Origin of the sequence: Nodosilinea sp. FACHB-131, assembly GCF_014695395.1 — a bacterium.
Taxonomy (GTDB): domain Bacteria; phylum Cyanobacteriota; class Cyanobacteriia; order Phormidesmidales; family Phormidesmidaceae; genus Nodosilinea.
Genome location: NZ_JACJOF010000016.1, coordinates 75,123 through 94,889 on the forward strand (window position 1 = coordinate 75,123; position 19,767 = coordinate 94,889).

At 57.2% G+C, this 19,767-nt stretch carries 18 protein-coding genes; 5 read left to right on the forward strand and 13 right to left on the reverse strand.

Annotated elements, in window-relative coordinates:
* Positions 1–238 precede the first annotated feature (238 nt).
* The 4 genes from H6F75_RS10490 to H6F75_RS10505 form a co-directional block, all read right to left on the reverse strand.
* On the reverse strand, positions 239–1,405 hold the full coding sequence (locus H6F75_RS10490) for an NDP-sugar synthase (RefSeq protein ID WP_190751895.1): 1,167 nt from the start codon (positions 1,403–1,405) through the stop codon (positions 239–241).
* A 243-nt stretch (positions 1,406–1,648) separates the two neighbouring features.
* Positions 1,649–2,515 (reverse strand): segregation/condensation protein A, encoded by an 867-nt coding sequence (locus H6F75_RS10495; protein ID WP_190751897.1) that lies wholly within the window; start codon positions 2,513–2,515, stop codon positions 1,649–1,651.
* Positions 2,516–2,944: 429 nt separating this feature from the next.
* Positions 2,945–3,292, reverse strand: coding sequence for a LapA family protein (locus H6F75_RS10500; protein WP_190751899.1), 348 nt, complete (start codon positions 3,290–3,292; stop codon positions 2,945–2,947).
* Between the two features lie 190 nt (positions 3,293–3,482).
* On the reverse strand, positions 3,483–4,280 hold the full coding sequence (locus H6F75_RS10505) for a DUF3153 domain-containing protein (RefSeq protein ID WP_190751901.1): 798 nt from the start codon (positions 4,278–4,280) through the stop codon (positions 3,483–3,485).
* Positions 4,281–4,408: 128 nt separating this feature from the next.
* Here H6F75_RS10505 and H6F75_RS10510 point away from each other — a divergent pair, with 128 nt between their 5' ends.
* Entirely contained in the window at positions 4,409–7,216 is a 2,808-nt protein-coding gene (locus tag H6F75_RS10510) for a cation-transporting P-type ATPase (RefSeq protein WP_190751903.1), read from the forward strand.
* A 367-nt stretch (positions 7,217–7,583) separates the two neighbouring features.
* Positions 7,584–8,285: a GIY-YIG nuclease family protein gene (locus H6F75_RS10515; RefSeq protein ID WP_190751905.1), complete on the forward strand. Its 702-nt coding sequence runs from the start codon at positions 7,584–7,586 to the stop codon at positions 8,283–8,285.
* 233 nt (positions 8,286–8,518) lie between these two features.
* On the opposite strand, the gene H6F75_RS28475 is transcribed toward H6F75_RS10515, so the two are convergent.
* The 4 genes from H6F75_RS28475 to H6F75_RS10530 all read right to left on the reverse strand — a co-directional run bounded on the left by H6F75_RS28475 (position 8,519) and on the right by H6F75_RS10530 (position 10,388).
* Positions 8,519–8,650 (reverse strand): hypothetical protein, encoded by a 132-nt coding sequence (locus H6F75_RS28475; protein ID WP_277874248.1) that lies wholly within the window; start codon positions 8,648–8,650, stop codon positions 8,519–8,521.
* A 66-nt stretch (positions 8,651–8,716) separates the two neighbouring features.
* Positions 8,717–9,022 carry an urease subunit beta gene (locus tag H6F75_RS10520; RefSeq protein WP_190751912.1) on the reverse strand — a complete coding sequence of 102 codons (306 nt, stop codon included), beginning with the start codon at positions 9,020–9,022 and terminating at the stop codon, positions 8,717–8,719.
* A complete protein-coding gene (locus H6F75_RS10525; RefSeq protein WP_190751914.1) occupies positions 9,019–10,077 on the reverse strand; it encodes a S41 family peptidase in 1,059 nt (352 codons plus the stop codon). The genes H6F75_RS10520 and H6F75_RS10525 overlap by 4 nt, the downstream gene beginning before the upstream one ends.
* 8 nt (positions 10,078–10,085) lie before the next feature.
* The gene (locus tag H6F75_RS10530) at positions 10,086–10,388 is read right to left on the reverse strand and encodes an urease subunit gamma (RefSeq protein ID WP_190519478.1); all 303 of its coding nucleotides are present in this window, start codon (positions 10,386–10,388) and stop codon (positions 10,086–10,088) included.
* 226 nt (positions 10,389–10,614) lie between these two features.
* Here H6F75_RS10530 and pgl point away from each other — a divergent pair, with 226 nt between their 5' ends.
* Together pgl and H6F75_RS10540 are read left to right on the forward strand one after the other, a co-directional pair.
* Positions 10,615–11,370, forward strand: coding sequence for a 6-phosphogluconolactonase (gene pgl, locus H6F75_RS10535; RefSeq protein ID WP_190751915.1), 756 nt, complete (start codon positions 10,615–10,617; stop codon positions 11,368–11,370).
* Between the two features lie 194 nt (positions 11,371–11,564).
* Positions 11,565–12,002, forward strand: a complete 438-nt coding sequence (locus H6F75_RS10540; RefSeq protein WP_190752268.1) for an FHA domain-containing protein — start codon at positions 11,565–11,567, stop codon at positions 12,000–12,002.
* A gap of 93 nt (positions 12,003–12,095) precedes the next feature.
* On the opposite strand, the gene metK is transcribed toward H6F75_RS10540, so the two are convergent.
* The 3 genes from metK to H6F75_RS10555 form a co-directional block, all read right to left on the reverse strand.
* Positions 12,096–13,250, reverse strand: coding sequence for a methionine adenosyltransferase (gene metK, locus H6F75_RS10545; protein ID WP_190751917.1), 1,155 nt, complete (start codon positions 13,248–13,250; stop codon positions 12,096–12,098).
* Positions 13,251–13,395: 145 nt separating this feature from the next.
* Positions 13,396–13,842: a SufE family protein gene (locus tag H6F75_RS10550; RefSeq protein ID WP_190751919.1), complete on the reverse strand. Its 447-nt coding sequence runs from the start codon at positions 13,840–13,842 to the stop codon at positions 13,396–13,398.
* Positions 13,843–14,004: 162 nt separating this feature from the next.
* On the reverse strand, positions 14,005–14,268 hold the full coding sequence (locus tag H6F75_RS10555) for a DUF370 domain-containing protein (RefSeq protein WP_190626447.1): 264 nt from the start codon (positions 14,266–14,268) through the stop codon (positions 14,005–14,007).
* Between the two features lie 318 nt (positions 14,269–14,586).
* On the opposite strand from H6F75_RS10555, the gene H6F75_RS10560 reads away from it, so the two are divergent.
* Positions 14,587–16,341, forward strand: a complete 1,755-nt coding sequence (locus H6F75_RS10560; protein ID WP_190751921.1) for an NFACT RNA binding domain-containing protein — start codon at positions 14,587–14,589, stop codon at positions 16,339–16,341.
* 56 nt (positions 16,342–16,397) lie between these two features.
* Here H6F75_RS10560 and H6F75_RS10565 read toward each other — a convergent pair whose 3' ends face one another.
* Together H6F75_RS10565 and H6F75_RS10570 are read right to left on the reverse strand one after the other, a co-directional pair.
* Entirely contained in the window at positions 16,398–17,582 is a 1,185-nt protein-coding gene (locus H6F75_RS10565; protein ID WP_190751923.1) for a class I SAM-dependent methyltransferase, read from the reverse strand.
* Between the two features lie 3 nt (positions 17,583–17,585).
* Entirely contained in the window at positions 17,586–19,640 is a 2,055-nt protein-coding gene (locus H6F75_RS10570) for a thioredoxin domain-containing protein (protein WP_190751925.1), read from the reverse strand.
* Between the last annotated feature and the right edge of the window lie 127 nt (positions 19,641–19,767).

Consider the following 19,767-nt stretch of genomic DNA (forward strand, 5'->3'; position numbering starts at 1 on the left):
TCACAGCTCTGGTTACGAACCGAACCGCCTGTGAGATCGCCTCGATTCGTGAACGGCTGCCCTTAGCTTTTACACCATCATCTAAGAATTGGTAAAAGCTTCTGAAGTAGTTGTAGCAAAAACCACACTTCGCCGGGTTCTTCGCCACTATCTAAAGATAGAGATTGGCTAAAGCAAAGCCCCAAAGTTAAGCGACTTTGGGGCAAAGGGTGATTGGCTTAGGCTTGAGTTGAGCGCTCTAAATGTGCTGCTCTAGCAGCTCGGCGATCGCCCGGTGCTCCACAGGCGGCACCAACGGAAACTCTTGACGGGTATCGGTAATCAGCCAGTCGAGGGCAGCTGCCTTCATGTCGATGGAAGCGCCGGTTTTATCCACGCAGTAGCGACCAAACACTAGCTTGTCCACCAAGCGCACTCCGGGGCCAATGCGCGAATATTCAAAGATCACGCTCTTGTCGACGATCGCCCCGCTGCAGATTGAGCAGTTGTTGCCAATGGCGCTGGGACCAATGATGGTGGCTCCATCCTCAATGTGGGTCATGCCGCCGATGTAGACCGGCCCTTCGATGTTGACTTTATCCCAGTTGGCCTTAACGTTGAGACCCACATAGACGCCAGGGCGAATCTCTTGACCGGGAACGTCTACCAAATTGACCACGCCGGTGAGCACGTCTTGAATGGCGCGCCAGTAGTCAGGCACCTTGCCAATGTCGACCCACTCAAACTCCATGGGAATGCCGTAGAAGGGGGCATTGTTGGCCACCAGCTTAGGCAGCAGGTCGCCGCCAATATCAAACGACACGCCAGAGGGAATGTAGTCAAACACCTGCGGCTCGAAGATGTAGATGCCGGTGTTGATCTCGGTGCTGAGGGCCTCTTCGACGGAGGGCTTTTCCTGGAATGACTTGACTCGCCCTTCGGAGTCGGTGACTACGACCCCATAGCTGGGCACCTGCTTGAGGGGCACAGTCTTGGTAATAATCGTGGCGATGGAGCCCTTCTCGCGGTGGCGGCGCACGGCCTCGGTAAGGTCGAGGTCGATCAGCGCATCGCCGCAGAGCACCACAAAGGTGTCGTCAAAAAAGGGTGAAAAGTCCTGAATCTTACGCATGCCCCCAGCCGAACCGATTGCGTCACCCACCAGTTCGCCATTTTCTTCGATGCGGCCCTCAAAGGAGTAGGCCAGCTCAACCCCAAAGCGCTGCCCGTCGCGGAAGTAGCCCTCAATCTCGTTGGCCAGGTGGCTGACGTTTACCATAATCTGGTCGAACCCGTGCTGGCGCAGCAGCTCCAGCAAGAACTCCATCACCGGTTTCTGCATGATCGGAATCATGGGCTTGGGAATGGTGTAGGTGATGGGCCGTACGCGGGTGCCTTTACCGGCAGCCAAGATCATGGCTTTCATATGAATAGGATCCTTAGATTTATGGGGTTATGATCTGTAGAGTAGTTTTGCTAGTTCAGGCTGTAGCCGCCTACCCAGAAAAAGCTGGAAACAACGTCAACCTAGGGCGATCGCACTTGGTCATGCTAACAGCGCCTAAAACCAGAGCACTGGTAACCCATCGACCTTCAACGAGTCCTTACACTTTCTTTAAAATAGCCCGGCAGCCCTCGAAACGGTAATCTTCCTGAGGACCTGTCCGTCTTAGTCAGGCAGAATAAAGGCCGGCAGTTCGGCCTCTGCTGCGGTGAGAGGGGCGCGATTGAGATTTCTAACCCGTAAATCGCCGTAGAACTGATCCTGGCCGAGCTCTACCTTGGACTGGGCCGAGAGAAATAGCAGCCCCCAAAACACCCCTACCTTTTCGTGGACGGCGGCGGCGTGGGGCGTTTCAAAGTCGTGGGCGTCTTCGAGATCGGCGGGCTTAAACTGGGGCCAATGCTCTAGCAACAGTTCAAAGTCAATCCACAGAGTGTCTTCGCCCAGCTCGTCCCAGTACCGATCGAGGAAGGCTTCGAGGGCGGCGGCAATTTCAGAGAGGTTTTCCTGGTGGGCCAGCTGGGCAATGGCGCGCACGGCTTGGCGCTGGGGTTGGGGTCGGGCTCGCCGGGCTCGCAGGCGTGGGGCGTGATCGGCCATCACCGTGGCCATGGTTTCGAGCTGCTGAATCAGCTCCTGGAGCGTGACCTGCCGCCGCTGGGGAATGGGGGCGACGGCGCGACGGTGCAGGTGCCGCTCCAGGTTGCGGGGCAGGGGCACCAGGTCAGGAATGTCCTCTTCCCACACCTCTTCGGGGTTGGCTTCGGCCTCGGCTTCGGCTTCGGCCCGCACCATGGTGTCGGCCTTGAGCAGCACCAGCATGGAGGCGTAGAGAAACCCCTGGCCCGACTCAGATAGGTTGGCTTCGTAGGGAGTGCGGCCCTGGCTGGCCAAGGTTTCGGCCTGGCTCTTGAGCAGCGACAGAAAGCGATCGATGACGTCGATTACTTTGACATCCCACGGGTCGATTTCGCCCTGATCGGCCAGGTCGATGAGAAATGCGATCGCAGTTTGAGCCAGGGACGATGACATAGATCGGGCGGTGCAAAAGCTTAGAGATCGCTAGACAGCCCCTGCTGTCTGAGGCGCCGTGACGCGGCTATCGGCCCATGATAGCTCAAAGGCCCGTTTTACCTAACGACTCTATCACCGCATTGATTAGCGCTGGTCCCCAGATTGTCGCCATTACCCCGCACCCAATGATCACGAAACCGGCCTTAGCGATTTGCATTGAATCAAGGCTGAGTGGAGAGCCGTAAGAGAGCGGCAGCGCAACTAGCACAGCGCCTAGGGCAGCACCCCCGGCAAACCGCAAGGCCCACCTGAGGGGTGAGTGCTGAGTAAGGTCACTATTCTCGGGCACTATGACGTCTTCTTGAACTCAATATTCGTCCATCAGCCAGATCATAACAACTGAGGTTGATGGCGATCTAGCTCACACGTCCAGCTCGCTGGTTGCAATTAAGCGACCGCTTCTCCATCTTCGACCTGGGCGGCGGGCAGCAGCAGGCTCTGTTCTTCGAGCTTGACCTGGTAGCGCTGCACATCCTGCTCCAGTTCCTGAATGCGAACTTCTCGCTGCTGCACCTGCTTTCCAAAAGACATATAGCCCTGCACCTGTGCCCAGACGCTAAATACCCAGGCAAACACTGCCCCAATGCCCATCGCCATAATTAGCTCGACGCACAGCGGGGCTTCCACATCCAGGCCAGGGGCAATGTGAATTAGCACCCGTTCAGTGTTCTCAATGCCAAATAGCACCAGGGCTAGGGCAATTACAAAGATAACGACGAAATTTATCTGCCTCATGGCTCTGGGCCTCCCATCGCTAGTCAAATTCGCTAGGTCTATTTAACCAGGCAAGCTTTGTTTTTGGGTAAAGGTTTTTAGGAAATGAGAGGTGAGTAACGTTAAGAGCTGAGGAAGATGGGGAAGGTGAGGGAGTTTGGTGCTGTTGGCGTAGAGGCTTTACCAGTCGAAGCAGAGGGTGGGGAAGTGCTTAGGGGTTGGGGAACCTGGGTTTAAAGATGCGGTAGCGGAGGCCGTAGCCTGCCAGCATTAGGGCTACGATGCCGAGGGTGCCGATCGCGATCGCATTGGGCAGCCAGAAGGTGGCATCAATGGTTGTAATTTCGCCAGGTTCGAGGGGCCAGGTAGCTCCGGTAGCATCCTGCTTGGTGGGGGGAGTGGCGGTGGGCAAAAGTTGGAGGCCCCAGGGCACTTGCAGCCGAAAGCGCAGGTCTGCCCAAGGGGCCGGCGCAGCCGAATCGTCTCCGTTCGGGGGGAGCTGACGCAAGTCGAGGGCGTAGGTGAGGTGGGTGCGGCTGGCCAGCAGCCAGTTGGTTTGATCGATGTCTAGGGCAAAGGGAACTGGTTCCCAGCCGGGCAGTTGTAGGTAGGTAGGGCCGTCGGCGAGGGACGCTTCGGCAAGGACAGATTCAATCGCTGGGGCAGCGGTAGCAGCAAAAAGCTGCTGAAAGCGATCGCCCAAGTCGGCGGCGGTACCAAAGGGCACAGTGAGGGTAACGGTTTGCGAGCTTTGGCTGAGCTGGCCGCCGAGGGGGCGTGATCGCACCTTCAGTTCCTCTAGCCAGGGTTCGAGGGTGGGTTGGGCCAGGGCAGCACCGCGATCGCTTAAATTAATCGTCTGCGAAATCTGGCCGTGGCTCTGGTGGTCAAAGCGCAGGGTGAGGTCGTAGCGCAGGCAGCCGCTGAGCAGCAGGGGCAGCAGCAGCAGCAGCGTTTCCCGGAGGGGTCGCTGCGCGAATCGCTTCAGAATAATTTGAATAGGTTGCATTAGCCTTCCGGTGAGCCCCAGTGCCATGTACCAAAATCACTCAAAATCAATCTTTGTGTCCAGTTTCGCAGCTCTGGCCAAAGCTATACCATTAGAGCCATAGATTCAACGGTAGCCGGTGGTGTTGTATGAATGACCTTCCCCCAACCTCTACGACCGCCTGGCATACGGTTGATGTTGAGCAGGCTTTGAGCCAGTTAGACAGCAACGACGATACTGGCCTCACGGCTCAAGCGGTGCTCGATCGCCGTAACCAGTACGGCCCCAATGAGCTAGAAGAAGTTGGGGGCCGTCCCTCCTGGCGCATCTTACTCGACCAGTTCACCAACATCATGCTGCTGATGCTGATTGCGGTGGCGGTGGTGTCGGGGGTGCTGTCCTATAGAGAGCAAGAATTTCCCAAAGATGCGATCGCGATTTTTGCGATCGTCATTCTCAATGGTGTGCTGGGCTACCTGCAAGAGAGCCGGGCCGAGAAAGCCCTGGCTGCCCTCAAGCAGATGGCGTCGCCCAGTGTGCGGGTGCAGCGCGACGGTCGCCTGCAAGAAGTGCCTTCTCAAGACCTGGTGCCCGGCGACATTATGCTGCTGGAGGCGGGCGATCAGGTGGCTGCCGACGGTCGCCTGCTAGAGGCCAGCAACCTGCAGCTGCGCGAGTCAGCCCTGACCGGTGAAGCCCAAGGGGTCAACAAACAGGCCACCCGCACCCTGCCTGCTGACACGGGCCTAGCCGATCGCAAGAACCTGGTGTTTCAGGGCACGGAGGTAGTGCAGGGCCGGGGTCGTGTGTTGGTGACCGGCATCGGCATGAAAACCGAGCTGGGCCGCATTGCCGCCATGCTGCAAGGGGTTGAAACCGAGCCCACTCCGCTACAGCAGCGCATGACCCAGCTGGGCAACGTACTGGTTAGTGGGTCGCTGACCCTGGTCGCTATCGTAGTGGGCGCTGGCGTGTTTTTTGGCGGCTGGGGAGCCTTTGAACGTCTGCTGGAGGTGGCCCTGAGTATGGCTGTAGCGGTGGTGCCCGAAGGCCTACCGGCGGTGATTACCGTCACCCTGGCGATTGGCACCCAGCGCATGGTGCGCCGTCAGGCTCTGATTCGTCGTTTGCCCGCAGTCGAAACCCTGGGCTCTGTCACCACGATTTGCTCTGATAAAACCGGCACCCTAACCCAAAACAAAATGGTGGTGCAGCGGGTGCACACCCTCTCCCAATCGTTGCAAATTACTGGGGATGGCTACGCTCCTGAAGGTGAGTTTGTCAGCGAGGGGCAGCCCCTGGACCCTCGCCAGGTAACTGACGTGGGTCTGCTGCTGGTGGACGGTCTGCTGTGCAACGATTCTGTGCTGCAAAAAGAAGCGGGCGACTGGGCGATCATGGGCGACCCTACTGAGGGAGCCCTAGTGGTGATGGCGGCTAAAAGCGGCCTCGATCGCCATCGCCTGGGCCACGAATTGCAGCGGGTTGTAGAGTTTCCCTTTTCCTCAGAGCGCAAGCGCATGAGCGTGGTGTTTAGCGGTGTGGACGCCCTCGCCATCGATCTGGCGCTGCCCAAGGCCCTGGCCAATGCCCCTTACCTAATGCTCGCTAAGGGGTCACCGGAGATGCTGCTCGAATGCTGCACCAGCGGTTTGAAGGGGGTCGAGCAGTTTGAGCTAGATCAGGAGACGCGATCGCGCATTCTAGACACCAGCGCTGAGATGGCCGCTCAGGGGCTGCGGGTGCTGGGCTTTGCCTATCGCCCCATTACCACCGTGCCCGATGAGGGCGACCCCGATCTGGCTGAGCGAGACTTGGTGTGGCTCGGCCTGGTGGGGATGATCGATGCCCTACGGCCCGAGGTGCGGGTGGCGGTGCAGCGCTGTCGGGCCGCTGGCATTCGCCCGATGATGATTACCGGCGACCACCAGCTGACCGCCATGGCGATCGCCCAAGACCTCGGCATTGCCGAGGCCGATGCTGATGCTCGTTCCCTTAGCGGCGCTGAGCTAGAGGCCATGAGCCAGGCCGAGCTAGAGGCTGTGGTCAAAGAGGTGAACATTTATGCCCGAGTTTCCCCCGAGCACAAACTCCGCATTGTCAAAGCTCTGCAAAAAGATCACCAGATTGTCGCCATGACCGGCGACGGCGTCAACGATGCCCCCGCCCTCAAACAGGCCGAGATCGGCATCGCCATGGGCATCACCGGCACCGACGTGAGCAAAGAGGCCAGCGACATGGTGCTGCTCGACGACAACTTTGCCACCATTGTCGCCGCCACCGAAGAGGGCCGGGTGGTCTACACCAACATTCGCCGCTTTGTGAAATACATTCTCGGCTCCAACATTGGCGAACTGCTCACCATTGCCCTCTCGCCACTGCTGCTGCCGATTTTAGATGTGCCCCTCAGTCCGCTGCAAATTTTGTGGATGAACCTGGTCACCGATGGTTTCCCGGCGCTGGCCCTAGCGGTGGAACCGGCCGAACCCGACGTGATGGAGCAGCCACCCCACGACCCCCAGGAGGGCATTTTTGCTCGTGGATTGGGGGCCTATATGCTTCGCATTGGCGTAGTGTTTGCCGTTATCTCAGTGTCAATGATGGTGTGGGCTTACCATTGGTCTCAGCAGGGCGGCGACCCCGAGCGCTGGAAGACGATGGTGTTTACTACCCTCTGTTTGGCTCAAATGGGCCATGCGATCGCCGTGCGCTCTGGCAGTCGTCTGACGGTAGAAATGTCGCCCTGGTCAAACCCCTTTGTGTTGGCGGCTGTGCTTCTCACTTGCGTGCTCCAGCTCATGCTGATCTACGTCGAGCCGCTGCGAAATTTCTTTGGCACCCACCTACTCAGCCCCTTCGAATTACTAATCTGCTTTGGCTTTAGCACCCTGCTATTTGTCTGGGTCGAAGCCGAAAAAATCTACCGCCGCATCCGAGGCAAGGTCGTGAGAGATTAATCCACAATCCAATCTAGCCCTAAATCCAAGAGCCTCCAAGCATAAAAAACGTGCTGCGTGTCGATGATATTAATGCACTTGGGAATAATTTGAGATCAGCGGTTGATCGAAGGTTAGGCAGCGTTCCCTTAAGGAACGCCACGTGCATTTCTGCCATAGCAACATCCTTGACGACCAGAAATCTTCGGATATAAGCCTTTTCGACCTTGAGTTTGAATGATGTCAGCGCAATGACCTCCCAACCTCAAATGTATAATCTTATTTGGCAGATCTGATACTTGATCTATAGTTAAGTCGTCTCAACACTGGGGAACACTGAAGCAAGTTCACACGCTGACTTCAACTCAGAATTCTCAGAAAATAGCTTATGCGATTCAGTAGTGATGATATTTGGCATGACATTCCAGAAGTTGACATTTCTGATGAAGAACTCATAGATTTTATCGACGACGGCTCTATTTTCCGAGTTTGTCTTGAAGATTTTATCTACGCTTGGAAAGGATTCCCGTCAATGCATCCATCAAAGAAGCGTGAGCGACTCAGCAGCATTTTTAACGTTGATTATTTTGAGGAATATACCGTTCTTACTGATGTTGTCAGTCTTAAAAAACTACTAAATACAGATTTCTACGAGCCATCTCCTGCCAATGGAAGCGGATTCATTTATATTTATACTTTTGAAGATAATGTTTTAGCAGGTCTGTATGAACCAGGTTTGCTCTGGTGGCGAACTAAACGTTATGAAGCAAAGTTGAAGATAGGCCGAACAGAACAGAACGTCCTTCGCAGAATTGATCAGCAACTTGACCGTAAGACGGGGATTTGTGAACCTCCAATTCTGCTTGCAGTCTTTTGGACACAATGGGTAGTATCTTGTGAACATGAAATTCACCAAGAACTTGCAGGCAAGAGGTTATCTGACAAGACGGGTAAACCTGCTAAAGGCGGTGTCGAGTGGTTCAAAGCTACCCCTACCCTAACGTTACCTGTTGTCCTGAAGTGGGTCGAGCATTTTAGTCGTTTATCTCCTCCTGTAGCTGTCGATCCGCTAATTCAATCGGCGGTCTAACAACTGCACTGTACCGGACCTTCGAACATGAGGGTTGATAATTAAGAGTTGTCTGATTTCGGTAATTGCGAACGTCACCTGGCTTTGCCTTAAATTACCAGCATCTTGCCTTGTAGACCTGTTGGGGTTTCGTACCATAGCGGTGCAGCAAGGTCGGTACTAGGTCATAGAGTTGCACCCCTTTCAACACCTCCCTTCTTTGGGAACCTTTGGCTCGTAGAAAATCATCCTTCCTAGGGGTGCATGGTTAGCGTTGTCGGGGCCGGTGTCGTTTTCGTGTAGAGGCTGTTAATGCCCACGCTGCCGACCGATCGCCAGACCAGATCGTCAAAGTACACAATCAAATCTGGCGCACGGTCCCGCATCTTCAAAGAGGGCAAGGGAGGCTCACTCGAGTATCTTCACCATAGGGAATGCCTACAACAATGGAGCTACAGTGCCCCTTCGACTTGAGCGTTGAAGCCGTACACTCGCCGCTCCCCCGCTAACGGCACCAAAGTTACATCGCGCTCGTCGCCCGGCTCAAACCGCACCGCAGTCCCCGCTGGTATATCCAGCCGCATCCCCCGTGTCTGGTTGCGCTCAAAGCTCAGCGCCGCATTCACCTCAAAAAAGTGAAAGTGAGAGCCGACCTGGATGGGGCGGTCGCCCGTATTGGCCACCGCCAGCGTCACAGTGGCTTTACCCGCGTTTAGCTCGATCTCACCCTCGGCGGGCAGCAGTTCTCCGGGGATCATGACGGGCCTCCTAGGTTGGCAATTAAATCTTGGCGCTTTTGCTGGAGCGATCGCTCAACTCTGGGTAAGGTTTCCTCCAGCTCGCGGCGGGCCACGCCCTCGGGTCCAGCCTCCAGCAGGTGGTTGAGGGCCATCAGGTGGGCCGTATCGAGGGCCGTCTCCGCCGGCACCTTAACGGTGGGGATCACCCCTGTACCATCCCAATTTTTGCCGGTGGTGGGGTTGATCGCCTGGCCCGTGGGCATAAATACCCAGAAATGGTCGTGCAGGCGAAAGCCACGCCCCGGATTGGCTCCACCGCGCGTGGTTTCACCTACCACGGCCCCGCGCTTCAGCACTTGCAGGTTGTAGGCAAACTCCTCCGCCGCTGAGAAGGTCTCAGGGCTGGTGAGGGCAAAGACGGGCTTGTCGAGGTAGCGCTGCCCCGGCACGTAGGGCACCGTCCACCACTGGTGGGTTTCGTCGGTCTCACTCCAGTACAGGTCGTTGAGATGAACGGGGGGGTGGGCGGGGAGTAGGTAGCTGCACAGTAGCGCCACCGTGGCCGGAGAGCCCCCCTGGTTGTGGCGCAGGTCGAAGATTAGGGCGTCGGTATGAGCCACTAGGGTCATGGCGGCAGCTAGGGTATCGCCGGCAAACTCCGGCGGCTCAAAGCTAAACAGCTGAATGTAGCCCACATTGCCCGGCAGGCGCTCAACTTTGTTTAAGTCAAAATTGCGGCGGCGACTGGCCTGGTACTGGCGCTCGATCTCGGCGGGGTCGGGCGCGGTGTCCGACTCCAGGTGGGGCAGGGGGGCGGGGCTAAAATGCAGGCACAGGTTGCGATCGCCGCTCATCTGCTGAAGCTGAGCCGTTAGCGTATCGGCCAGCTGCTGCCCGCCGGTCAAGTCGCCGTAACCCCCTGCCTCTAAGCGCTGCTCAAGGTCGTTCTGAATTTTTTCCGCCACCTCGGGAAATACGTAGGCATCGAGCTGGGTGACCAGGGCTCCCAGCACCGCCTCGATCGCCTCAGCATCTAGCACAATATCCCCTGGGTTAGAGCCAGAAACAGCCATGGATTGCCCTACCGAATGGGTTCGTGAACAGTAACTAGCTTGGTGCCATCGGGGAAGGTAGCCTCCACCTGCACGTCGTGAATCATCTCCGCCACTCCATCCATGACCTCGGCTCGGCTGAGCAGAGTGGTGCCGTAGCTCATCAGGTCGGCCACAGTGCGCCCATCGCGCGCCCCCTCTAAAATGGCCGCAGAAATGTAGGCAACGGCCTCGGGATGGTTGAGCTTCAGCCCACGGTCTTTACGGCGCTCCGCCACCAGGGCAGCGGTAAAAATTAGCAGCTTGTCTTTTTCCTGGGGGGTCAGTTGCATGGGGCAAGAGGCGATCGCAGGGTACAGAGCTAACCGTAAGCTTTCAAGGTTTTGGGCGGCTTGTCAACCAAGGCCTTCACCTGATTGAGTTCTGGCTTCAAAATTAAAGCTTAAGCCATCGGCGCCAGGGTAATAACTACGTTAGTCTGCTGGTGAGAAACAATCAAAACGTTCTAACATCTAGCCCCCAAGACCCGCTAGAACCCTTATTTGGTAACCCCTGCCTATGACCGCGCCGCAGCTTGAGATCTTGTCCGACAAGCCTGCCCTGGTGCAGCGGGCCTTGGCCCTGGTGGTCGAGGCCATCCACAGCGCCGTAGCCGACCACGATTACTGCACCCTGGCCCTAGCGGGTGGCAGCACCCCCAAGCCCCTCTACAGCGGCCTGGCCGAGCAAGACTTGCCCTGGGAAAAACTCTACATTTTTTGGGGCGACGAGCGCTACGTGCCCCTCGACCACCCCGATAGCAACGGAGGCATGGCCAAGGCCGCCTGGCTCGACCGGGTACCTATTCCGCCCGATCACATTCTCTATGCCCCTACCCTAGAGGGGGATCCAGCCGTGTCGGCCCGCCAGTACGAGGCGATGGTCAAGTCGATTTTTGGCGGGCTCCAAGGCCTCGGCCCTGATCAGGTGCCCCGCTTTGACCTCATTTTGTTGGGTATGGGCGATGACGGCCACACGGCCTCCCTCTTTCCCCACACCGAGGCGTTGGGGGTCAACGATCGCCTGATTACTGTGGGCCAAAAGGGCAGCGACCCTCGCCTCACCTTTACAGCCCCGCTAATTAACCACAGCCACCGGGTCATGTTTTTGGTGGCCGGGTCCGACAAGCAAGCTGCCCTAAGTCAAGTCTTTGCCGCCGATGGCGATGACGCGGCCTATCCCTCCCGGATGGTGCGCCCCCAGGGAGAACTGCGCTGGCTGCTCGATCGCTCGGCGGTGGGCGACCTCGACCTGGCAGCGACGGTCCCTAATTAAAGCTTTCAACCAGGGGTTTCACTCCTCTCTGAATTGCTGCGGCGCTGAACTATTATCTAAGCAGGCTGCTCGACAGTCCTGGAGATAAATGGCGCCTGCCGACCGTCAGCGGCTGAGAATCCTAAAATGGGGGTTGGGCTTCGTCAGACTCTTCTATGATTAGACACTACAGGGATCGTTTTTGATTGAGTAATGTGATTACCCTCTCGCTGCTCCATCCTCTCCACAAAACTCCAGTGCAGAGCTGGTCTTTTGATCAAGAATCGGTGATTCGCATTGGTCGATCGACCGATAACAACGTGGTTCTATACAGCGCTGTGGTCTCTCGCCACCACGTTGAAATTCACCGCACCGACAATGGCTGGGCGGTGAAAAGCATCGGTACCAACGGTACCTATCTCGACGGTCGTCGCATTACCGAAGTCCCCGTAGAAGACGGCATTGTGATTCGTCTGGCGCGATCAGGGCCCAACATTCAAATTCATATGTCTGAGGAAAAGCGCGATCCCCTCAAGGAATTGCTGAGCCGTCGCCGCACCGAAGATATGAAAGACCACGACCACGGCACCCAGAGCGAGCCCCACGACGAAGAACGCGCTCTGCCCCACCAGACCACCGTCATCAATCAGTAGAAGCTCCTACCAATTTAGGAATGCAATTACAAAGGCGGGGGGCGGTCAACTGACCGCCCCCCGCCTTTGTGTTCTACCCGCTTGAGCCGCGCTCTAAAGAGCGGTCTTGAGCAGGTCAGCTCTGTCAGTTTTTTCCCAGGTGAAGTCGGGCAGCTCGCGGCCAAAGTGCCCGTAGGCAGCCGTCTGCTGGTAAATCGGGCGGCGCAGATCGAGCATGTCGATTAGGCCCTGGGGACGGAGGTCAAAGTGTTTGCGCACCAGCTCCGCGATCGCCCCGTCAGAAATCTTGCCCGTGCCAAAGGTGTTGATTGAGATCGAGGTGGGCTGAGCCACGCCGATAGCGTAGGAGACCTGAATTTCGCAGCGCTCGGCCAGACCTGCCGCCACAATATTCTTGGCCACGTAGCGCCCAGCATAGGCCGCCGAGCGATCGACCTTGGTGGGATCTTTGCCCGAGAATGCGCCGCCGCCGTGGCGAGCCATGCCGCCGTAGGTATCAACAATAATTTTGCGCCCGGTAAGGCCGCAGTCGCCGACAGGGCCGCCAATGATGAACTGCCCTGTGGGGTTGATGTGATATTGAGTATCGGCGTGGAGCCAGCCGTTGGGCAGCACCGGCTTGATGATTTCTTCCATCACCGCTTCGCGGATGTCGGCTTGAGAAATATCGGGGTCGTGTTGGGTAGAGAGCACCACCGCTTCCACGGCTACCGGCTTCAAATGCTCGTAGCGCAGGGTAATTTGGCTCTTGGCATCGGGGCGTAGCCAGGGCAGCACGCCGTGCTTACGCAGGTAGGCCTGCCGCTCTACCAGCCGGTGGGCGTAGTAGATGGGGGCGGGCATCAGGGTATCTGTTTCGTTGGTGGCGTAGCCAAACATCAACCCCTGGTCACCTGCGCCCAGGTCTTTGTCACTAGCTACATCGACGCCCATGGCAATGTCAGAAGACTGTTTGCCAATGGCGTTAAGCACCGCGCAGGAGGCCCCATCAAAGCCCACATTGGAGCTGTCGTAGCCAATGGCCAAAATCACATTGCGGACAATGTCTTCTAAATCAACGTATGTATTAGTGCGCACTTCCCCAGCTATGACGGCCATGCCGGTTTTGACCAAGGTTTCGACCGCTACTCGGGCATGCAGGTCTTCTTTGAGAATGGCATCTAAAACGGCGTCGGAGATCTGGTCGGCCATCTTGTCGGGATGGCCTTCAGACACCGACTCAGAGGTGAAAATACTGTACTCGCTCATGGAATTAGGCCCAACCAGTGGCAGAAGGAATGCAGGCAGAATTCAACCGAGGCTGAATCGCATTCCAAAGTTTACCAAAGTTTGACGGAGTGCCGGAGCAATAGACCGTCTAGCCCCGGTGTAGCCACCGCTGTTTAGGCTATGTTCAGCTCAACAGTGCCCCCGGTGCCGCCCCATCGTGCAGTCCTCGAGCTTTTTGCTGCATGGTCTTAAAAATGTTGTAGAAGCCGTTGGCCCGCGACGGTGTGAGGCTGACATCGAGCTGAGTGTCTTTAATGAAGTCGGGGGTGAGGGTGACAATTTCGTCGGGGGTAAGACCGTTGAGGGCTTTGATCAGCAGAGCCACTAGCCCTTTGGTGATCTGAGCGTCGGAGTCGGCCTGATAAACCACTTTGCCGTCAATTAAATCAGCTACTACAAACACCTGAGAGACACAGCCCGGCACCTTGTTTTCCGGGGTTTTGTACTCCTCGGGCAGGGGGTCAAGTTTCTTGGCAAACCACAGCAGCTGCTCGTAGCGACGCTTAGGGTCAGCGGCCTTTTGAAAGCGGGCCACAATTTTTTCAATAGACTCGGGGCGATCGGCGGGCATGGGGTGGGTAGGGTAACGACCTCCTAGTAGTCTACCAAGCGGTGTCAGGGGATGAGGGAGATAGGGGAATGGATGAATTCAAAATTGAGAATTCAAAATTTTGAACTTTGAATCTTGCACTCCCCCTTCCTCACACCTCACCTTCCTCATCCCCCTATCTTTCTACCCTTTCCCATCCCCATCCTTGCCGCTGACAAAGCGATGGGCAACGGTTTCGGGCTGAATGGCGGAAAGAATGGTATGGCCTGAGTCAGTGATAATGACGGCACGGGTGCGGCGACCGTAGGTGGCGTCGACTAGCTGCCCACGCTCGCGAGCGTCGGAGATAATGCGCTTAATGGGGGCAGACTCGGGGCTAACAATGGCAATTACCCGATTGGCCGATACGATATTGCCAAAGCCAATATTGATGAGCTTAATGTCCATAATATATAGAAGGGCGATAACGGGAGGTGCTGGTGCTAACGCCAGGGTTAACCCCCAACTGGCCAGAAAACCCGGGACTTTTTGGCACTATGCTCTACATTTGAGCCCAGATGACTTATTGCCATACTAACGAATCCGTTTGGTGCTGAGGGTGAATATCGGGCGAAATTTCAGATTTTTGGCGTTTTCGTTCCCTGGGCTACATCGCTCGACCTAAGGGCGGCCCAATCGGGTCTTCTTAGCCCTTTTTTGGGTTTCCCCAGCTAACTTAGCCTTGGGATGCCTTGCTCACCCTGTCTCAGCCTGGAGGATTGTCCTGTGCAGCCGGTTGACTTTACTACTCTGATGGCCCTGTGCCAGAGCCTCGAGGCCGACTGGGTGCCTGCCCGCTGCGAGACAGTGGTGCAAATTGACACGACTACCCTGGCGCTGGCGCTCAGAACCCTCGATCGCCGTAGCTGGCTGACGATTTCGTGGCACCCCCAGGCAGCGCGGCTGCACCTAGGCGATGCGCCGCCCAAGGGGCAGGATACGTTTACGTTTAGCCAGCAGTTGAAGCACCAGATTAGCCAGCTGGCGTTGGTGGCGATCGCCCCTGTTGCCCCCTGGGAGCGTGCGATCGACTTGCAGTTTGGCCCTCGGCCCGGCGATCCGCCCCAGTGGCACCTGTACGTTGAAATCATGGGCAAGTACAGCAACGTGATTCTGGCCAACGCCCAAAATCAAATTGTCACGGCTGCTCACCAGGTAAGCGATCAGCAGTCGCGGGTGCGACCCATTCAAACCGGCGACACCTACGTGCTGCCGCCAGCCATCATGAATACGCTGCCTAGCCTCAAGGAATCCCAAGTCTCTTGGCAGGATCGGGTGACGCTGGTGCCCACGACGCTTAAAAAAATGCTGATGCAGAGCTATGGGGGCTTGAGTTCGTCGCTGGTGCGATCGCTCCTCTCCGCCGCCAGCTTAACCTCCGACCAAGCCGCCGGAAGCCTGACCCAAAGCGACTGGGATCGCCTGTATGAGGTTTGGCAGCGCTGGCTGGTCTGTCTTGAGAAGGGCGAGTTTCACCCTGGCTGGGCCGAGGGCGGCTACACCGTGCTCGATTGGGAAGGGGTAGCTCCGGTGGCGGATGTGCATACATTGCTAAATGAATACTATGGTCGCGAGATTGCCCTACAGCAGTTCGATCGCCTCAAAAACCAGATTCAGCAGCGGCTCAAGGGTGTGCTCGACAAGCTACGGCTTAAGGCCAACACCTTTGGGCAGCGCCTCGATCAATCGGCCCAGGCCGACCAGTACCGCCAGCAGGCCGATTTGCTGATGACCTACAGCCACCAGTGGCAACCGGGTATGACCCAGCTCACAGTAGAAGACTTTGACACCGGAGCACCCGTCACCCTCGCCATTGACCCCGACAAAACGGCGATTCAGCAGGCCCAGCGCTTCTACAAACAACATCAAAAACTGAAGCGGGCCAAAGATGCGGTGGCCCCCCTGCTGGCCGAGGTGCAGGGCGAACTGGCCTACCTAGAGCAGGTGGAGGCGGCCCTAACCCAGCTCGCTACCTATGACGAACCGGCGGATTTGGAGGCGTTGATCGATATTCGCAATGAGCTAGTTCAGCAGGGCTACATGGCCTCGCCTGACTACCGGCCAACTGAGCGCAGGGCCAACGATGAAGGCTTCCGTCGTCTACAGACCCCCGACGGCCTGCCGGTGCTAGTCGGCCGCAACAACCGCCAAAACGATCTGCTGATCTCAACGGTGGCCACCGACTACGATCTCTGGTTTCACACCCAGGAAATTCCTGGTAGCCACGTGCTGCTGCGGCTGGGGGCCGGGCAAGCGCCCAGCGATCGCGACTTGGCCTACGTCGCTGACTTAACCGCCTACTTTAGTCGCGCTCGCCAGGCCGATCAGGTGCCGGTGATCTATACCCAGCCTCGCCACGTCTACAAGCCCAAGGGCGCACGCCCCGGCATGGTGATCTACAAGCACGAAACGGTGATTTGGGGCCAGCCTCGCCGGGTCGAGCAGCAGCAAACTAAACCGCTAGAACCTGTAGAGGCTTAGCGAGTCTTGCTTATCATTACTTGTTTAGAAATGGATATTTGAGGGTTTACGGATACCTACATCAGCGGCGGCACCGTCAACCCTTTCAGCGTCTTGGCGGCCGCCGTTAGCCCCTTACCCTGTACCAGCACCACGAAATTCCCCAGGCCCATGGGGTTGATCAGCTGGTGAAGTTTGTCGCGTCGTTGGATGGCGAGGTTGACGGTGGCGGGGTCGCTGGCCTGAATTTGGCCGAGGGCAGCGAGGCGATCGCCCAAGCCCAGCGCCATCAAAAACATGCCCTGCTGCGTTGCCCCCAGGGTTTCTAAGCCGCAGTGTTCCCCCTGTCGCTCCAATGCCGTGAAGTTGACATGGGCGGTAATGTCTTGGTGGCCGAGGTGACTGTAGGGGTTGTCGTGGTGGGCGTGTTGGTAGTAGCACTGGAGCGTGCCCTGGGCGCGGGCGCGGCTGTAGTAGCGGCTGGCGGGGTAGCCGTAGTCAACGGTGAGCACATAGCCCCGATGCAGCTTGGCAGCGACGGTTTTCATCCAATCAAGCGCGGCGAGATGAACCTCGGTGCGGTAATCAGGGGCATATTGGGGATCGGCTAGGTCGATGCCGACAAAGGCAAAGTAGTCGGCTAAACGCGAGGTCGATGGAGCATCCAAGACTTCTACTACAGGGGCGTTTGGGCCGTCGGCTAGAGTGATGTAGACTTCTTTCAATCCCAATTCTGTCATCACGATCTGGTGCACGGGCAGGGCATCGACCAGTTCGTTAGTGAAAAAACAGCCGGTGATGCTGTCGTCAGGAATGTCTTCTAGATTCAGCCAGGTAACGCGTCCAGCCCAAGGCGACAGGCGCTGCTCCTGGGCGGCTCGCAGTCGGTCAGACTTCTCAACAATTTGATAGCTCAGGGCGGCAAAGCAGTCGGGAAAATGGTTTTGCAAGGCACCTAGCGCATCGGCGGCGATTAGCCCTTGGCCTGCCCCCATTTCCACCAGCGAGAAGGGATTGGGGCGGCCCAAATGCTCCCACATTTCGGCAAACTGATTGGCCAACAGTTCGCCAAAGTCGTGGCCTAGGTGGGCCGAGGTAACGAAGTCGCCTTCAAACCCAAGGATGGCGTCTTTGCTAGTGTAGTAGCCGCCCTGGGGATGGTAGAGAGCTAGCTCCATAAATTCGGCAAAGGAGATGCGCTGGTGGGGCGACTGGCGAATGCGATCGCACAGCACCTGGTACAAATCTGGGTTGTGGGGCATAGGTTAGCGGGGCCGGAGGGTTTGTAACTGCTGCCGTAGTTTATCCACAGAATCTGCCACGGCTAAACAGGTGGTGCCTCGGCACACCATGCCCACCGCATCAGCGGACAGATCATTGGAAACGGTGAAAACAGTCGTTGGCCAATAGTCTGCCGCTAATTTAGGAATAATGTCTGCTACAGCTTTAACCACAGTGCCGTTGCGAAACCAGTTAAGGCCCGCCAGCAAACTGGGGCAGGCGCGAGGAATTTGCTCTAGGACGGTGCCAAAGGCCTGTAAGGTGCGATCGGCGCGGTCCAAATAGTTAAGATTGTCGGTGAGCAGAGATAGACGCACGAGGTTAGCAACGGCTACCCCATTCGCCGCCGGGGTCGCGCTGTCTTGGTAAGGACGCTCCTGCACCAGCAAATCTTCGCCAGCGGCGGTGCTGAAATAGCCTCCCTGATCAGCGCTCCACAGTAAATGGTCGAACTCTTGCTGGGTTGAAATCGCCAGCGTCAACCAGTCGGTGTCGGTCTTGGAGCCGGGTGTGGCCAAGCTGGCCTGATGCAGGTCGAGAAACGCCTTGATCAGCAGGGCATAGTCTTCCGATTGGGCCTGCACCCGGGGCACGCCGTCGTAACCCAAGCGGTGCAGCTGACTGCCAATCCACTGGTGCTGGCGAATGTGCTCGGCGGCAGTGGTAGCGGTGGCCAGATAATCGAGGTTCTGCAACACCGTTGCTGCCCGTGCCAGGCCAGAAATCATCAGGCTGTTCCACGCCACAATCAGCTTGGTGTCGGTGACGGGGGGAATGCGCCTTGGCCAGGTCTGGGTCTTAGCCGCCTGGTTATCGATCGCTGGGGGAAAAGTCTCTAACTCAGCCGCCGGGGTGCCGTAGCGCAGGGTGAAAAGCTGATCGAGGGCCGATTCGACCTCGCTGGAGAGGGGGCCAAGGTCAAATCTTTGCAGCACGATTTGCCCCTCAAAGTTGCCCTGGGGAGTCACCGCAAAAGCATTCGCCAACGCGTTCAACTGGTCAGCGGTCAGTGCCGATTCCAAAGTCTTGTAGGGCCAGGCGTAGAATGCGCCTTCCTCTGGCTCGATGTCGTTGGGGGTGACAAAGCTGTCGGCATCCTGAGCGGCATAGAAATAACCGTCTGGGGCGGTCATTTCACGCAAGAGCCAGGTGTGGGTAAGGGCGATCGCCCGCTCAAAGGCCGGTTCTCGCTGCCCGCTAGCCCACAGGTCAGCCAGATACTCCACAATCATGCCGTTATCGTAGAGCATCTTCTCAAAGTGCGGCACCGTCCAGCTCGGGTCGACGGTGTAGCGGTGAAAGCCGCCGCCTACGTGATCATAGATGCCGCCCAGGGCCATGTCTTGTCCTCGCTGGCCGCAGAGGTGCGCCACATCCAGCTCCAGATCAAACCGCAGCCCACCCAGCACCGCTGCCGCGTAGGGAATCATGGGAAAGCAGGTGCCCTGGCCTGAGGGGATAAGAATTTTGGCGTTGGTCGTTAATCCTGCATAGAGCACATCTGCCGATGGAATTGCCGGAGTTTCTGGCAGCTGCGCGCCCTGGTGCAGATTGCCCATCACCGCCTCGGTGATCTCGGCTAAGCGAGCTTTTTCGGTGTCGTAGAACTGGCGCAGGGTCGTGAGCACCTGCAAAAAACCAGGTCGCCCGTACTTCTGCTCTAGCGGAAAATAAGTGCCTCCATAGAACGGTACCCGCGTTTCAGGGTGCAGCATTACGTTCAATGGCCAGCCCCCCTGGCCGGTCAGCATTTGCAGCACCTGCATGTAGATGCTGTCGATATCGGGCCGCTCTTCGCGATCGACCTTGATGGGGATAAAGTTGGCGTTCATATAGGATGCGATCGCCTCATCCGAGAACGCTTCCCCCTCCATCACCGTGCACCAGTGGCAGCTGGAATAGCCAATGGAGAGAAAAATTGGCTTGTCATCGGCTCTCGCCCGCTCCAAGGCCTCATCACACCAGGGCCACCAATCGACCGGGTTTTCGGCATGCTTCCGCAGATACAGACTGGGCGAATCTGCCAGACGATTAGTCATAAAATTGAGTGGATGGGGGCTTGATCAAGCTAACACGTGAAAGTTGGGGGTGCGGGGCAAATTCTAAGATTTGGCACGCACAGGATAGAAAAAGCCAGCAATGTTCTAAGCGCTGGTGCTGAAAGCG

Excerpts from the sequence above, each read along its gene's own strand:
- H6F75_RS10490 (WP_190751895.1), bottom strand. The coding sequence starts at position 1,405 with ATGAAAGCCATGATCTTGGCTGCCGGTAAAGGCACCCGCGTACGGCCC.
- H6F75_RS10495 (WP_190751897.1), bottom strand. The coding sequence starts at position 2,515 with ATGTCATCGTCCCTGGCTCAAACTGCGATCGCATTTCTCATCGACCTG.
- H6F75_RS10500 (WP_190751899.1), bottom strand. The coding sequence starts at position 3,292 with ATGAGGCAGATAAATTTCGTCGTTATCTTTGTAATTGCCCTAGCCCTG.
- H6F75_RS10505 (WP_190751901.1), bottom strand. The coding sequence starts at position 4,280 with ATGCAACCTATTCAAATTATTCTGAAGCGATTCGCGCAGCGACCCCTC.
- H6F75_RS10510 (WP_190751903.1), top strand. The coding sequence starts at position 4,409 with ATGAATGACCTTCCCCCAACCTCTACGACCGCCTGGCATACGGTTGAT.
- H6F75_RS10515 (WP_190751905.1), top strand. The coding sequence starts at position 7,584 with ATGCGATTCAGTAGTGATGATATTTGGCATGACATTCCAGAAGTTGAC.
- H6F75_RS28475 (WP_277874248.1), bottom strand. The coding sequence starts at position 8,650 with ATGCGGGACCGTGCGCCAGATTTGATTGTGTACTTTGACGATCTGGTC.
- H6F75_RS10520 (WP_190751912.1), bottom strand. The coding sequence starts at position 9,022 with ATGATCCCCGGAGAACTGCTGCCCGCCGAGGGTGAGATCGAGCTAAAC.
- H6F75_RS10525 (WP_190751914.1), bottom strand. The coding sequence starts at position 10,077 with ATGGCTGTTTCTGGCTCTAACCCAGGGGATATTGTGCTAGATGCTGAG.
- H6F75_RS10530 (WP_190519478.1), bottom strand. The coding sequence starts at position 10,388 with ATGCAACTGACCCCCCAGGAAAAAGACAAGCTGCTAATTTTTACCGCT.
- pgl (WP_190751915.1), top strand. The coding sequence starts at position 10,615 with ATGACCGCGCCGCAGCTTGAGATCTTGTCCGACAAGCCTGCCCTGGTG.
- metK (WP_190751917.1), bottom strand. The coding sequence starts at position 13,250 with ATGAGCGAGTACAGTATTTTCACCTCTGAGTCGGTGTCTGAAGGCCAT.
- H6F75_RS10550 (WP_190751919.1), bottom strand. The coding sequence starts at position 13,842 with ATGCCCGCCGATCGCCCCGAGTCTATTGAAAAAATTGTGGCCCGCTTT.
- H6F75_RS10555 (WP_190626447.1), bottom strand. The coding sequence starts at position 14,268 with ATGGACATTAAGCTCATCAATATTGGCTTTGGCAATATCGTATCGGCC.
- H6F75_RS10565 (WP_190751923.1), bottom strand. The coding sequence starts at position 17,582 with ATGCCCCACAACCCAGATTTGTACCAGGTGCTGTGCGATCGCATTCGC.
- H6F75_RS10570 (WP_190751925.1), bottom strand. The coding sequence starts at position 19,640 with ATGACTAATCGTCTGGCAGATTCGCCCAGTCTGTATCTGCGGAAGCAT.